The 14,331-nt window shown below is 65.7% G+C and carries 16 protein-coding genes; 9 read left to right on the top strand and 7 right to left on the bottom strand.

The features are described from left to right. Window positions 1-97 precede the first annotated feature (97 nt). Window positions 98-868, top strand: a complete 771-nt coding sequence (locus tag A5788_RS07440) for a hypothetical protein (RefSeq protein ID WP_064870829.1) — start codon at window positions 98-100, stop codon at window positions 866-868. Between the two features lie 22 nt (window positions 869-890). Here A5788_RS07440 and A5788_RS07435 read toward each other — a convergent pair whose 3' ends face one another. Then, window positions 891-1,718 (bottom strand): DUF3710 domain-containing protein, encoded by an 828-nt coding sequence (locus tag A5788_RS07435; RefSeq protein WP_064870830.1) that lies wholly within the window; start codon window positions 1,716-1,718, stop codon window positions 891-893. After that, entirely contained in the window at window positions 1,718-2,287 is a 570-nt protein-coding gene (dut, locus tag A5788_RS07430) for a dUTP diphosphatase (RefSeq protein WP_064870831.1), read from the bottom strand. The genes A5788_RS07435 and dut overlap by 1 nt, the downstream gene beginning before the upstream one ends. A 22-nt stretch (window positions 2,288-2,309) precedes the next feature. Between dut and A5788_RS07425 the strand changes: the two genes are divergently transcribed. Then, window positions 2,310-2,873 (top strand): DUF3093 domain-containing protein, encoded by a 564-nt coding sequence (locus tag A5788_RS07425; protein WP_064870832.1) that lies wholly within the window; start codon window positions 2,310-2,312, stop codon window positions 2,871-2,873. A gap of 110 nt (window positions 2,874-2,983) precedes the next feature. Here A5788_RS07425 and A5788_RS07420 read toward each other — a convergent pair whose 3' ends face one another. Continuing rightward, window positions 2,984-3,283, bottom strand: coding sequence for a DUF4193 domain-containing protein (locus A5788_RS07420; protein ID WP_005173015.1), 300 nt, complete (start codon window positions 3,281-3,283; stop codon window positions 2,984-2,986). Window positions 3,284-3,711: 428 nt separating this feature from the next. Here A5788_RS07420 and cei point away from each other — a divergent pair, with 428 nt between their 5' ends. Continuing rightward, window positions 3,712-4,425: an envelope integrity protein Cei gene (gene cei, locus A5788_RS07415; RefSeq protein WP_049697191.1), complete on the top strand. Its 714-nt coding sequence runs from the start codon at window positions 3,712-3,714 to the stop codon at window positions 4,423-4,425. Window positions 4,426-4,445: 20 nt separating this feature from the next. On the opposite strand, the gene A5788_RS07410 is transcribed toward cei, so the two are convergent. Next, the gene (locus A5788_RS07410; RefSeq protein ID WP_064870833.1) at window positions 4,446-5,357 is read right to left on the bottom strand and encodes an inositol monophosphatase family protein; all 912 of its coding nucleotides are present in this window, start codon (window positions 5,355-5,357) and stop codon (window positions 4,446-4,448) included. Window positions 5,358-5,583: 226 nt separating this feature from the next. Between A5788_RS07410 and ppgK the strand changes: the two genes are divergently transcribed. Then, window positions 5,584-6,369, top strand: a complete 786-nt coding sequence (ppgK, locus tag A5788_RS07405; RefSeq protein WP_049697189.1) for a polyphosphate--glucose phosphotransferase — start codon at window positions 5,584-5,586, stop codon at window positions 6,367-6,369. A 234-nt stretch (window positions 6,370-6,603) separates the two neighbouring features. Beyond that, window positions 6,604-8,052: an RNA polymerase sigma factor gene (locus A5788_RS07400; RefSeq protein ID WP_064870870.1), complete on the top strand. Its 1,449-nt coding sequence runs from the start codon at window positions 6,604-6,606 to the stop codon at window positions 8,050-8,052. A gap of 15 nt (window positions 8,053-8,067) precedes the next feature. On the opposite strand, the gene A5788_RS07395 is transcribed toward A5788_RS07400, so the two are convergent. After that, window positions 8,068-8,403, bottom strand: a complete 336-nt coding sequence (locus A5788_RS07395) for a DUF952 domain-containing protein (RefSeq protein WP_064870871.1) — start codon at window positions 8,401-8,403, stop codon at window positions 8,068-8,070. Between the two features lie 300 nt (window positions 8,404-8,703). Between A5788_RS07395 and A5788_RS07390 the strand changes: the two genes are divergently transcribed. Then, the gene (locus A5788_RS07390; RefSeq protein ID WP_005173003.1) at window positions 8,704-8,910 is read left to right on the top strand and encodes a DUF7455 domain-containing protein; all 207 of its coding nucleotides are present in this window, start codon (window positions 8,704-8,706) and stop codon (window positions 8,908-8,910) included. A gap of 79 nt (window positions 8,911-8,989) precedes the next feature. On the opposite strand, the gene A5788_RS07385 is transcribed toward A5788_RS07390, so the two are convergent. After that, on the bottom strand, window positions 8,990-10,714 hold the full coding sequence (locus A5788_RS07385; RefSeq protein WP_064870834.1) for a DEAD/DEAH box helicase: 1,725 nt from the start codon (window positions 10,712-10,714) through the stop codon (window positions 8,990-8,992). A 332-nt stretch (window positions 10,715-11,046) separates the two neighbouring features. Here A5788_RS07385 and A5788_RS07380 point away from each other — a divergent pair, with 332 nt between their 5' ends. Next, complete coding sequence (locus tag A5788_RS07380) at window positions 11,047-12,240, top strand: YihY/virulence factor BrkB family protein (RefSeq protein WP_064870872.1); 1,194 nt, start codon at window positions 11,047-11,049, stop codon at window positions 12,238-12,240. A gap of 28 nt (window positions 12,241-12,268) precedes the next feature. On the opposite strand, the gene A5788_RS07375 is transcribed toward A5788_RS07380, so the two are convergent. Then, window positions 12,269-12,544, bottom strand: coding sequence for a DUF3039 domain-containing protein (locus A5788_RS07375; RefSeq protein ID WP_049697486.1), 276 nt, complete (start codon window positions 12,542-12,544; stop codon window positions 12,269-12,271). A gap of 183 nt (window positions 12,545-12,727) precedes the next feature. On the opposite strand from A5788_RS07375, the gene A5788_RS07370 reads away from it, so the two are divergent. Next, the gene (locus tag A5788_RS07370; protein WP_049697185.1) at window positions 12,728-13,114 is read left to right on the top strand and encodes a DUF3099 domain-containing protein; all 387 of its coding nucleotides are present in this window, start codon (window positions 12,728-12,730) and stop codon (window positions 13,112-13,114) included. A 190-nt stretch (window positions 13,115-13,304) separates the two neighbouring features. After that, complete coding sequence (locus tag A5788_RS07365; protein ID WP_049697184.1) at window positions 13,305-14,315, top strand: sigma-70 family RNA polymerase sigma factor; 1,011 nt, start codon at window positions 13,305-13,307, stop codon at window positions 14,313-14,315. Window positions 14,316-14,331 lie beyond the last annotated feature (16 nt).

The following is a 14,331-nucleotide window of genomic DNA, read 5'->3' as shown; positions in this document are numbered from 1 at the left end:
GTTTCGGACTCGGCGTATCGGGCTGAACCAACCGAGCCGCTCTCGGTCAGCCTAGACCTCTGCGCTCACCACTTACAACGCGCGGCATCATCGGTTCATGCCCTTGGCTGACACCGTGCCCCCACCAGCACCGACCGCGCTGATCGCCATGCCCGGAACAGGGTCGGACGACGACTACATTCGACGGGCGTTCGGACCGGCTTCCCGACTTCTCGACGTCGAACTCATCGCAGTGAAGCCGACTGCCGACCTCATCCCCGGATTCATCCGCGCACTCGACTCCGCGGCGCGTGAGCACGAGTCCGTCCTGGTCGGCGGCGTGTCCATCGGTGCGGTGACTGCGCTGCGCTGGGCGCTGGACAGGCAGTCCGCACATGCAGGGACCGGAACCTGTGCCGGGGTCTTGGCTGCCCTGCCGCCCTGGAGCGGCCGACCGTCCGGATCGCTCGCCGCGGCAAGCGCCCGCCTCACCGCCGACGCCATCGAGCGCGACGGTCTCGACGCAACGATCGCGACGATGGTGTCGACGAGTCCCGAGTGGCTCGGCGTCGAGCTGAGCCGGTCGTGGCGCGCGCAGTCTCGCGACCTCGTCGCACAACTGCGCGCAGCGTCGCAGTGCGTGGCGCCGACGCCGGACGAGATCTCCACACTGACTGTGCCGCTTGCGATCACCGCTGCGGTCGACGATCCGCTCCATCCCCGCGACATCGCCGAGGAGTGGTCGGCGGCCGCGCCGTTCGCGGAGGTCGTCGACGTCGGACTGAGTCAGTGGGGCACCGATCCCTCGGTGCTCGGGACAGCGTGCGCACGGGCATGGCTGCGCCTGCTGGTCACTCCAGCACCAGCCCCCGGTGCTCGACGCCCTTAGCGGCGCGCAGATGTCAGCGAGGTCAGCGGCGTCGACGGAAACGCTGCATGGCCGAGCCGGCAGAACGGGGCTGATCGTCGGCGGAGTCGACGTCGTCACCGGTGGCGAACGCGGCGTCGTCTGCCGCGCCGCTCGGTTCCGTGACGGTTGCCTGCTGCGCGGGCTGCACGTCGTCGCCCGCGCCTGTCACCGCGCCGTCGGGGACCTCGACGCCGGGCGGGACCTCGCCACCCTCTGCGGCGAACATCTGCTGCTGTGCTGCAGCGACCTGCTCGGCGAGCACCGGCGGGAGCACGAGCGGCAGCATCTCGCGTGGCGGTGCGGGCTCAGTGCCTCGACGTACCACCGACTCGGCAAGCACGGCACGGGAAAGTTGTGAAAGCTCGGAAGCGGTCTCGGTCGGTCCGCTGGCCACCAACCGAACCATCCAGCGCGGGCCGTCGACGCCGATGAAGCGGTGGCTGCCGCCGGGGACCTCTGCGACGATCTCGCGACCCCAATGGCCGTCTTCGATGCTCGTGGCCGCGCCGTCGTTCTTCAGTGAGTCGACGAGTTCACCGACCACCTCGCGCCACAGCCCCGGCGATTTGGGTGCCGCGAAGGCCGCGACGGTGAGCCGTCCATACGGAGTGACCAGGTAGACGGCCTCTGGCTGATGATCGGCAGTCATCTCGACGGTGACCTGCCCGCCTTCGACGACTGGCACGAGCACGGCACCGAGGTCGAGGTGCGATTTCTCCAGATCCTCGGCAGGGGTGTCGAGTTCGGTGATGTCGTAGGGTCCGCGCGCCTGTCCGATGAGCAGTGGCTGGTCGGATGCGTTCGAAGTCGACTCGGGGTCTCGTGCCATCACGTGGGGTTCTCCTCGTTCGCGTTGTCGCCTGCGGTATCCGATCCGCTGTTCGTGTGGACTGTGGCCGGATCGACAGGGCCCCCGCTCGTCAGTATGGCGTGTCCACCGCTCGATCCGTAGCCACCCTCGCCGCGTGCCGTCTCGTCGAGTTCATCGACCTCGGTGAAGTCGGCTAGTTCGATCCGCTGGATCAGCAACTGCGCGATGCGATCCCCGCGGACGATGCTGATCGTCTCCGACGGGTCGAGGTTGACGAGACAGACCTTGATCTCCCCGCGGTACCCGGCGTCGATGGTTCCCGGGGCGTTGACGATCGACAAGCCCGCGCGGGCCGCGAGTCCCGACCGCGGATGAATCAGCCCGACTGTTCCGAATGGCAGTGCCACGGCGATCCCCGTGCCGACGAGTTGCCTGCGTCCCGGTGGTAGTTCGACATCGATGGTGGAGCACAGGTCGACTCCCGCGTCGCCGGGATGAGCGCGAGTCGGCAACGGAATACCCGGATCGAGTCGCTTCACCGGGATCGGACCGATCGCCGCAGCGCCGGGGGTGGATTCTACGGTCACGAACGCAGACTACGCTGAGCATGTGAGCTCATCCGAACCACCCGAGGAGACCGGGTCCCGGTCGTCAGGACCTGCCGATCCGGCAGCAGACCGCTACAGCGAACGCCTGCGTGTGCCCCTGTGGTGGTGGCCGGCGGCAACCGTGGTGACAGCCGTCGCCGGATACGAGATCCAACTCTCGGCGCATCGCTCGTCGTGGAGCTTCGTCGGGTACATCGCGGTCGGTCTGCTCTGTGCATTTCTGCTGTGGTCGATGGGGCGTACCCAGATCAGGGTCGACGCCGACGGTGTCCTGCACGCGGGCAAGGCGCAGCTGCCCAATTCGGTGATCGCGCGCGGCGCGAGCATTCCGGCGTCGGCCAAGAGCGCGGCACTCGGCCGACAGCTCGACCCGGCCGCGTTCCTCATGCATCACGCATGGATCAAGACAATGGTGTTGTTGGTGTTGGACGATCCCGATGACCCGACGCCGTACTGGCTGGTGTCAACGAGACATCCCGAGAAGGTGCTCGCCGCACTGGACATTCCCGATGCCAGCGCGACGAGTGTGGTGAGTCCCGAGCACTCGGACCGCGAACAGAGTTAACGCGAACAGGGTTAACTCTGCGAGGCGAGTCGATGCCCGCGCTCAGTCCGCGACTCACCGACAGTCGTGAGCGGCGCAGCGGTGCCGGAGACCGGCACGCCGCGCAGCACTCAGGCGCAGTCGACGCAGATGAGCGAGCTGCCGTTCTCCCGAGCCAAACGGCTGCGGTGGTAGACGAGGAAGCAGCTGCTGCAGGTGAATTCGTCAGCCTGCTTGGGGATCACACGAACGGAGAGCTCTTCTCCGGAGAGATCAGCGCCGGGCAGTTCGAACGACTCGGCTGTGTCGGTCTCGTCGACGTCGACCGCAGACGACTGGGCTTCGCTGCGACGAGCCTTCAACTCTTCGAGCGAATCCTCATTCAGGTCTTCGGTCTCCGTACGCCGTGGCGCGTCGTAATCAGTAGCCATTGTGTGCCTTACTTGGTTGGAGTTGGAGCCGAGGAAGACTGGCTTGTGGCCGGTCGACCAATGAGCACGATGCCTGTCGGGGGTTTGGATTTCACCGACGTCACAACAACTCGTGGCGCCTGCAATTCGTTACCCCCAACCAAACAGATTTATGTGATGTGCATCACATAATCCGTAGGCTGGTCCATCCACGTCTAGGACGGGGCGCCCGAACTGTAGTGCATCGCTTGTCCGCGGTCAACATCACGGCTACGCCGATTCATTCCCGAGTGATTCATCACCCGGGTATCGGTGAGCTCCGACTCGCACACTCAGTGCTTGACACATCGACGCCCGCGAACCCTCTACAGTGAACTCGTCCTGCTCGCTGGGCTCCCGGCGCCGGCAGGCGCAGGTATGCGTGGATACGAGAAGGAGCAGGGTCAACGGTGGTCTCGAGGATTACGGTCGGCTACCCGACCGACGACAAGGGACGCCCCTACCGACGTCGGCACGCGCGGCCGGCCATCATCGTCGCGGTCATCCTGCTCGTCGTAGGTGTGATCGCATGGGCGGTCGCGCTGTCGAATTCGACCGCGGACGCGACGCCGACCAGCTGCAACGCGCCCACCCCGGCAAGTTCATCGGTCGTGGCACCCCCTGCCGCCAACGCCCCCGCAGCGGCGTCTGCGAAAACACCGAAGCTCACCGTCGTCAGTCGTGACGACATGCTGAACGTCGCACCCGCCGCGCTCTCCACATTCCAGGTGCGCGTGCTCAACGCATCGACTCAGCGCGGCGAGGCTCAGACCGTCTCCGACGACCTGACCGCCCAGGGTTTCAATCCCGTTCCCGACGGCGCATATGCCGACGACGCGCTGTACCCCAACCACGACCTCGACTGCGTGGCACAGATCCGATTCGGGCCCGCAGGTAAGGCTGCCGCGGCGTCGGTCTGGGTCGCGATCCCCTGCGCTGAACTCGTCGACGATGGGCGCACAGGCACTTCGGTCGACGTCGCACTCGGCGAGTACTACAAAGCGCGTGAGCAGTCACAGGACACGCAGGCAGCCCTCGAAGCTCTCCGGTCAGCCGATCCGCACAACCCGAAGACCGGAGCAGATCCCGGAGTGGTACGAGCGGTTCACGCCCAACCCTGTTGACAGACAGGACAATTGGTCGCTCAGACGATGGGCTTGAGCGCACCGATCTCATCGAGCAGCGCAAAGAACTCCTCGCCGATGCCCGGCGCGACGGCAACCGTGGCGTCGCCGTCGGCTGAGCGCGAATCCGGCGGCGGGGTCCGCACGATCGCGCCCGCCTCTGCCGCCACAAGCGCACCGGCGGCCCAGTCCCAGGGACTCAATCCGTGCTCGATGTGCGCATCAACCGCACCCGAGGCCACCATGCACAGGTCGAGCGCCGCTGCGCCTATTCGACGTATATCCCGAACCCGCGGAAGCAGCCGAGACATCAGTTCGCCCTGTGCGCGTCGACGCTCGACGTCGTAACCAAATCCGGTCGCGACCAGCGCGAGGTCGACTCGCGAGATCGGATTGGCACGCAGCCTCGTGCGCACGCCGTCGCGAACCTCGTACGCGCCACCGGACAGCGTCGCCGTGTACACCACATCACGCGCGACGTCGACGACAGCACCGGCGACCGACCTGCCGTCGACTTGGGCTGCCACGGACACCGCGTATGCGGGTATGCCGTAGAGGAAGTTGACCGTCCCGTCGATGGGATCGATCACCCAGCGCACACCGGACGGGACCTCGACGGAGCCGCCCTCCTCCTCGCCGAGAACAGCGTCGTCCGGGCGCAGCCGCTTCAGCAGCGCGCGGATGAGTTCCTCGGATTCGGTGTCGGCGAGCGTCACCGGATCGGTCGGCGTGGATTTCGTCGACACCGCCGACGGGACAACGTCATTGCCCGTTCCCGGCGCCGTTCCGGTTCGCCCGAACAACTCCGGACGTCGCCTTCGGACATGGCGAGCCGCATCGGTGGCCACTTCGAATGCCACCTCACCGAGCTTCTCCACGTCGACGCCTGCAATGGTCTGGGCCGTATCGGCGTTCTCGCGTGGGATGTTCACCAGACCATCATGTCAGTTGACCTTCGCGCGACCATGTCGGTGACGTTTGCTCGACCCTGCGGGCAACTGTGCCCGACCCGGTGCCGGCATACCGTCACTCGCCGGTCACGTGATCGTCACCGTGCGACACGATTTCCGACAACGTCCGCCCGTTGCACGTCACCCCTCGATAGCCTGAATATCGCACGGTCGCGGACACCGCGATCCCCCGAGAGAGGAAGCCGCCATGACCGACTCATCCACCTCTGCGAAAGATTCCGCCGGACCCCGCGCGTTCGGCGTCGATGTCGGGGGGTCGGGGATCAAGGGCGGAATCGTGGACCTCACGACCGGCAAGCTCGTCGGCGAACGCTACAAGGTGCTCACCCCCAAACCCGCGACACCCGAAGCGGTCTCGAAGGGTGTCGCCGAGGTCGTCGGCCACTTCAACTGGGATGGGCCCGTTGGCATCACGCTTCCCGGGGTCATCACCGACGGAACCATGCGCACCGCGGCGAACATCGACAAGGGGTGGATCGGCACGAATACCTACGAGCTCTTCGCCAAGGACCTCGGGGGGCGTGCTCTCTCGGTCGTCAACGACGCGGACGCGGCCGGAATGGCGGAGGACGCACACGGAGCCGGAAGCGGAGTCGACGGCGTTGTCATGCTGTTGACGTTCGGCACCGGCATCGGATCGGCGATCCTGGTCAATGGCACGCTCGTACCGAACACCGAGCTCGGTCACCTCATCGTCGGAAAGAAGGAAGCCGAGCATCAGGCGTCCTCGCGCGTGAAGGAAGAAAAGGGCTGGTCGTACAAGAAGTGGTCCAAGAAGGTCAGCACGGTCCTCGAGGAGTACGAGGCGCTCTTCTGGCCGTCGTTGTTCATCGCAGGCGGCGGCATCAGCCGTAAGGCCGACAAGTGGATTCCGTACCTGACGAACGACACCAAGGTGGTTCCGGCCGCCCTGCAGAACACCGCGGGAATCGTGGGCGCCGCGATGGCCGTCGATCGGGGTCTCAAGCCCTGACCGGGCTGCGGTCTCCGCGGTCTCCCAGCGCGAGCCGTCGGCGATCGGTGGGGGGCTGGCGAGTCGACGTAACCGATGCTGCGACAACCTGTCTGACCTGGCATTTGTCACATTCGGAGTGATGTTGTCGTTACAATGGTTTCCACCGGTGACGATGCACCGAGAAACCAGCCCGATCCGCAGCGGTTTTCCGCTGTGAATCAGCGTGCCAGATTGTGTTCGGAAAGGTTGTACGTGGCAGCCACCCAGACCCGCCAGAGCGACGCCGAAGCCGAGGATTCGACGACGACGTCGGCCCCGGCTGCAGAAAAGGCGACGGCTAAGAAGACCGCCAAGAAGGCGGCCAAGAAGGCCACAGCTCGCAAGGCCCCCGCCAAGAAGGCGGCCAAGAAAGCCGCTCCGAAGGAGGCGGCCAAGAAGGCCGCGAGTCCTGCCGACGGGGCAGAAGAAGCCAACGCCGAGGAAGAACTCGACGGCGGCTCGATCGACGACATCGACGGTCCCGACGCGGAACTCGAAGAGGACGTCGAGATCGACGACGAGGATATCGACGTCGAAGATGAGGCCGAGGATTCGGCCGACGATGACGACGCCGAGGAGCCGGAGACTCCGGCCAAGACGACCGCCGGAGCCACTCCCCCGGTCGCGCCGCCCGCCGACAAGGCGTCCAAGGACGCCGACGCGAAGACCGCGGGAGACTTCGTCTGGGACGAGGAAGAGTCAGAGGCTCTTCGTCAGGCCCGTAAAGACGCAGAGCTCACCGCGTCCGCCGACTCGGTTCGTGCCTACCTCAAGCAGATCGGCAAGGTCGCTCTCCTCAACGCAGAAGAGGAAGTCGAACTCGCCAAGCGCATCGAAGCGGGCCTGTACGCCACCGAGCGTCTACGCCGGATCATGGAGTCCGGCGAGAAGATCTCGACCGCACAGAAGCGCGACCTGAACTGGATCTCCCGCGACGGCAACCGCGCCAAGAATCACCTCCTCGAGGCAAACCTCCGCCTCGTCGTCTCACTCGCCAAGCGCTACACCGGCCGCGGCATGGCTTTCCTGGACCTGATCCAGGAGGGCAACCTCGGTCTGATCCGCGCTGTCGAGAAGTTCGACTACACCAAGGGTTACAAGTTCTCGACGTATGCCACCTGGTGGATCCGTCAGGCGATCACCCGCGCGATGGCCGATCAGGCCCGCACCATCCGTATCCCGGTGCACATGGTCGAGGTCATCAACAAGCTCGGTCGCATCCAGCGTGAACTGCTCCAGGACCTCGGCCGTGAGCCGACTCCTGAAGAGCTCGCGAAGGAAATGGACATCACGCCCGAGAAGGTGCTGGAGATCCAGCAGTACGCGCGTGAGCCGATTTCGCTCGACCAGACGATCGGCGACGAGGGCGATTCACAGCTCGGCGACTTCATCGAGGACTCCGAAGCCGTGGTCGCGGTCGACGCGGTCAGCTTCACTCTGCTCCAGGACCAGCTGCAGTCGGTTCTCGAGACGCTGTCCGAGCGCGAGGCAGGCGTTGTCCGGCTCCGCTTCGGACTCACCGACGGTCAGCCGCGCACACTCGACGAGATCGGCCAGGTCTACGGCGTGACGCGTGAGCGCATCCGTCAGATCGAGTCGAAGACCATGTCGAAGCTTCGCCACCCGAGCCGCTCTCAGGTGCTTCGCGACTACCTCGACTAACCGTCGTCACTGGGTTCAGGCACTTGGCCCGTCAAACGGCGCGAACCTGCCGTCTTCGCCACGCGGATAGGGCGTGACGTCGACCACCGCGCTCAGCGGTAGTGGGCCGTAGAGGTGCGGGAACAGCATCGATTCAGGATCGTCGTCGACGCCGGGCTCCCAGCGGATCTCGGCGTCGAGGCGTGCCGGCTCGACGTGTAGTGCGAGCAGGTCCTCCTCACCGGAGTAGAACCTGTTTGCCGGCAGGTGCACCTGTTGCGGGGTCGAGAGGTGAATGAACCCGACGTCGGCCAGCGACGGCGGCCGTAGTTCCGATTCGTGTCGGGCTGCGTCCCAGTCCGCACTCGACATCAGATGGATGAGGCGTTCGACGGTCGGCTCGTCGGTTGGTGACGTCACTGCAGCACCATAGCCACCAGAGGTCTCACCACTATCGAAATGTGAGCCAGATCGCCTCGCGCGTAACGGGGTCGTGTAGTTGTGTTGCACCTCGGGGAACCGATGTAAACGGTGAGTGACGACACACCCGGGAAACCGACGGAACAATACGGAGCCCCCAAACGTCTGACACAGTGAGGTTGACGCATCGTCCGGATGCGTTGGCTCTGAAGGGAAGGCGACCACACCGGCGCCGGACCGGGACGGAGGAAAATGTCTGACATCGCCACCACAACCCCGATCTCCATACCGCTCACCGCTGCCGATCGCTGTGATCGCTGCGGCGCAGCCGCAAAGGTTCGTGCCGTCCTGCCCAAGGGCGGCGAGCTTCTCTTCTGCCGCCACCACTTCAACGAGCACGAAGCCCGACTCGTCGAGCTCAGTGCCACCGTCGAAGAGTCTGCGGGAGAGCTGGTCTAGAGACCGATACACGTAGCGAACGCCCCGACCACTCGGATGTGGCCGGGGCGTTCTGCTTATTCAGGTTTCGCTGCCCACGTCACCGCCACGCGCGCAGCGCCTTGATGCGCTCGCGGAGCTGGTCGGCCGTCGCCATGGCCGTCGGCGGGCCGCCGAGTTTGCTGCGTAGTTCGTTGTGCACCATGCCGTGCGGCTTACCGGTGCGATGGTGGTGCATCGCGACCAGTCCGTTGAGTTCCTTGCGCAGCGCGTGGAGGTTCTCCCCCGTCGCGGGCTGCGTCGGCACCTTATCTGCAGCGGGCACGATCTGCGTGACCGTCGAGCGCTGTGCCACCTGGTCGGCCTGCTTCTTCCGGAGCAGTGCGCGCACCTGGTCGGCGTCGAGCAGCCCGGGAAGGCCCAGGTAGTCCGATTCCTCGTCGCTGCCTGCGAACGTCGCCGTTCCGAACGACGAGCCGTCGAAGATCACCTGGTCGAGCTCGGCGTCGGCATGCAGCGATTGGAAGCTCTTCTCGTCCTCGCCCGGCTCGTCCTTCTGCTTGTTGGCATCGATCAGCAGGGCGTCGTCGAGACCGTCGCTGTCGCGATGCGGTTTGCCGAGCACGTGGTCGCGCTCGGCTTCCATCTGGCTCGCCAGATTCAACAACACGGGCACGGAAGGCAAGAACACGCTCGCGGTCTCGCCCGGGCGTCTCGAGCGCACGAAGCGCCCGATCGCCTGCGCAAAGAACAGTGGGGTCGACGCACTCGTCGCATACACGCCGACCGCGAGACGCGGAACGTCGACGCCCTCGGACACCATGCGGACCGCGATCATCCACTCATCGTCGGATTCGGCGAACTGCGAAATGCGCGACGTCGACTTCGGATCGTCGGAGAGGACGAGGACGGGTTTGCGGCCGGTGATCGACTCGAGCAGTTCGGCGTAGTCGCGGGCGACGGTCTGATCGGTGGCGATGACGAGTCCTCCGGCGTCCGGAACGCCCGCCGCACGCAATTGGCCCAACCGTGTGTGGGCAGCCTGCAGGACTGACGGAATCCAGTCACCGTGCGCGTCGAGTGCGGTTCGCCAGGCCCGCGCGGCCTGCTCGGCGGACAGCGGCTCACCGAGTCGGGCGGTGTACTCCTCGCCCGCCGACGTGCGCCAACTCGCCTGCCCGGAATACGCAAGGAACACGACCGGGCGCACGACGCCGTCGGCGAGTGCGTCCGCGTAGCCGTAGGTGTGGTCGGCACGCGATCGGAGCACTCCCGCCCCTTCCGGCTCGTACGTGACGAACGGGATGGGTGAGTCGTCGGAGCGGAACGGTGTTCCTGTCAGCGACAACCTCCGCACGGCGTCGGAGAACGCCTCACGGATCGCGTCGCCCCACGACTTCGCGTCGCCACCGTGATGGATCTCGTCGAGGATCACGAGTGTTCGACGATTCTCGGTGCGCACCCGGTGGCGCGACGGGTGCGCGGCCACCTGCGCATACGTCAGGGCGACACCGTTGTAGTCCGAGCTGGTCTGACCGTCGGAGTTGCGGAAGCGGGAGTCGAGGGCGATGCCGACGCGCGCGGCGGCCTGCGCCCACTGATGCTTGAGGTGTTCGGTCGGGGTGACGACGGTGACCTGTTCGATCGTGCGATCGTCGAGCAGTTCCCGCGCGACCCGAAGTCCGAACGTCGTCTTTCCCGCACCTGGCGTCGCCACCGCGAGGAAGTCGGTCGGCCGGGTCGCGAGGTACTTCGTGAGCGCTCGACGCTGCCAGGCGCGTAGCGGCGGACCGGCGGGCGTTGCGGGCGATTGGGCAGAAGTCACGTAAACAAAGCTCCCGACGGCGCGAAGGCAAGAAACAACCCCTCGGCCAGATGGACCGTGCCGGAACACATTCACTCATCCGAGGGGACCTTCCGATCTTAGCGGCTCGCGCCGACGCGCCTTTCGCCAGACACGGCCGTCGAGGTGAGCCGGGTGATGGGCTTTGTGACACGCGGCAAGGGGTGTGTCGCACGTAACCTGCGCCGATCAGGGATGCTGGACCCATAGCCACGACACGCCGCAACCCTGTTCCGATGACCGACGACGCCGCCCCGTCGCCGGCTCTCGGAGAACGCGTGCGCAGAACACCTCGTCGGCCTGCGCCGGTGTCGATGGATCTTCCGCTGGGAGACGAACGCCAGCCGCTCGATTCTCCCGACGCTCCGAGGCGCGCTGCGCCGACACATGAGCCCGACGACACCGGATCGACGAAAGACGGCACCGCATCGACGGGAACCGACGATCCGCAGGAGCACCAGCCGTCGTCGCCCGGGCCTCCTGTGCTGCCCAATCTGCATCGGGTTGTCTGGCGCACGATCAAGAAGGCCTGGGACGACGGGATCGTCGGCTGGGCCGCGCAGGCGGCATTCTGGCAAGCGTTGTCGCTACCTCCGCTGCTCCTCGGGCTCCTGGGCAGCGTCGGTTATATCGCCGGGTGGTTCGGTCCCGACACCGTCGAGGTGATCTCGTCGCGGATCATCAGCTTCGCCGAGCGCACCTTCTCGACGAACGTCGTGAACGACCTCATCACCCCCACCGTCGACAACGTCCTCGGCCGCGGGCGGGTCGGCGTCATCTCGGTGGGCTTCATCCTGTCGCTGTGGGCCGGTTCGTCGGCGGTGTCGTGTTTCGTCGCGTCGATCGTTCGGGCGCACGACCAGCACGAGGTGCGCAACCCGGTCTGGCAGCGGATCTTCGCGCTCCTGCTGTACGTGTGCTTCCTCGTCGTGTCGGTGTTCCTGCTGCCGCTGGTCGCACTCGGCCCGAACTACCTGCACGAGATCGTTCCCGACTCCTGGGACCGAGGAGTGAGCGCGCTGATCGACTTCGGATACTTCCCGTTCGTCGCGCTGCTGCTACTCGGGGTCCTCACGACGCTCTACCACCTGGCTCTGCCCAATCCGTTGCCCTGGCACAGGCTCGTCGGAGGCGCGGTGGTCGCCGGGGTCTTCTTCTGGATCGCCAGCTATGTTCTGCGCATCTACCTCGCCGCGATCACACGCGCCGGATACACCTACGGCGCACTGGCGACGCCGATCGCCTTCCTGCTCTTCACGTTCTTCCTCGGCTTCGCGATCGTGATCGGCGCCGAGTTCAACGCAGCGGTCCAATCACTCTGGCCCGCCAAACCGCCCGCCACCGCGCACGTCCGACACTGGGTACACGAACAGACCTCCGACTTCACCGGCCACATCAAGGCGATTCCCGAGCGGCTGGCCACCGGACCGATCCGCAAGGGCCCTCAACAGCCCCCAGACCGCGAATCGGGAGCTCAACGGCAACCGCCGCCCGGCGAGAGTCGCTAGCGGGCGGCGGTGGCTGAGGCGGGGAGGGTCACTCCTTGCGCATCCGACTGTAGATCTTCTTGCACTTGGGGCAGACGGGCGAACCCGGCTTGGCCGAGCGCGTCACCGGGAAGGTCTCGCCGCACAAGGCAACCACGTGATTGCCCATGACAGCGCTCTCGGCGATCTTGTCCTTTTTGACGTAATGGAAGAACTTGGGTCTGTCGTCGTCTCCCCGATCGGTCGCATCGGCGTCGGGCCGCTCATCGGTTTTGGTGTCCGACCATTCGTCGAGGTCGGGCCGCTCGATAGTTTCGGTAGCCATGCGCTCTATTGTGCTCCTCACGGGCCGATTCCGACACGGTGACCCGCCACGCGCGACGACCAGGCCCACCATCGCGGCCCCTGACACGCCCGAGCGCGTCACACCACGGTTGCCCCATCGGTGCAATCAGGAACTGAAAGTGGAACAGTGGAGACATGGGATTCGACGGAACGAAGCGCAGTCATGGTTGGCGCTGAGGGGCCACGCCGCGATCACGTGTCGCCCGAGGCCTTCCTCATCACCGACGCGCAGGAGTCCCTCGACGAGCAGCACCGGACACGCGTACGGAAATATCTGACGCTCATGTCGTTTCGTGTTCCCGCGCTGATCATCGCGGGCATCGTCTACAGCATGACGGGATCGGGCTGGTGGGCGCTCGGCATCGTCGCACTGTCGATCCCACTCCCCTGGGTCGCCGTACTGATCGCCAACGACCGGCCGCCTCGCAAGCGCGGAGAGGTTGCCCAGTACAAATACGGTCCCGACCACCACGTCGTTGGCCCGCAGGCCCTCGGCGGCGAGTCGAATGTCATCGACTCCACGGTCGCCGACGACCGACATCCCCACTGACGCTTCCGGATCGATCTACCGCGTCCGTACAGACCGACCGCGCGTAGATCTCAGCCGATTCTCAGTCGGTTCGACATCCCTTAATGAGTGTTTATGCAGGTCAGGAGCCAGTAGCCCGAATCAGCCCCCGGGGAACTTTCGAGGAGTGCATGTCGTTGCACCCTATGAACGCACTCGATTAGGAGGCCAGATGTCACGCTCCACCGTCACACGCTCCACATCCACCGTCGCTTCTGGCGACACCACCCCCTCGCGTCCGGCGATGACGGAACAGGATCTCGACGCACAGTCACCTGCGGCAGATCTGGTCCGTGTCTACCTCAACGGCATCGGCCGCACAGCCCTGCTCAACGCAGAGCAGGAGGTCGAGCTCGCCAAGCAGATCGAAGCAGGTCTCTACGCCAAGCACGTTCTGGCGACCCGCAAGCGGCTGTCCGCGGCAAAGAAGCGTGATCTCACGATCGTCATTCGCGAAGGCGAGGCAGCACGCTCCCACCTCCTCGAGGCCAACCTGCGCCTCGTCGTCTCGCTGGCCAAGCGCTACACGGGCCGCGGAATGCCGCTTCTCGACCTCATCCAGGAGGGCAACCTCGGTCTGATCCGCGCGATGGAGAAGTTCGACTACGCGAAGGGCTTCAAGTTCTCGACGTACGCGACCTGGTGGATTCGCCAGGCCATCACCCGAGGCATGGCAGACCAGAGCCGCACCATCCGTCTGCCTGTCCACCTGGTCGAGCAGGTCAACAAGTTGGCCCGCATCAAGCGTGAGCTGCATCAGCAGCTCGGACGCGAGGCCACCGACGACGAGCTCGCCAACGAATCGGGCATCCCCGCAGAGAAGATCGCAGATCTGCTCGACCACAGCCGCGATCCGGTGAGCCTCGACATGCCGGTCGGCAGCGACGAAGAGGCACCACTGGGCGACTTCATCGAAGACGCCGAGGCGACCTCCGCGGAGAGCGCCGTCATCGCCGGACTCATGCACACCGACGTCCGCGCGGTGCTCGCAACGCTCGACGAGCGTGAGCAGCAGGTGATCCGTATGCGCTACGGCCTCGACGACGGACAGCCGCGCACACTCGACCAGATCGGCCGCATGTTCGGGCTCTCGCGCGAGCGCGTCCGTCAGATCGAGCGTGAGGTGATGGGCAAGCTCCGTCAGGGCGAGCGCGCCGAGCGCCTGCGCGCCTACGCGAGCTGACCCGCTCCCGCCAACT

It is taken from the genome of Gordonia sp. 852002-50816_SCH5313054-c, assembly GCF_001665925.1.
Lineage (GTDB): Bacteria > Actinomycetota > Actinomycetes > Mycobacteriales > Mycobacteriaceae > Gordonia > Gordonia jacobaea.
This window is presented reverse-complemented; position numbering and strand designations above follow the sequence as displayed.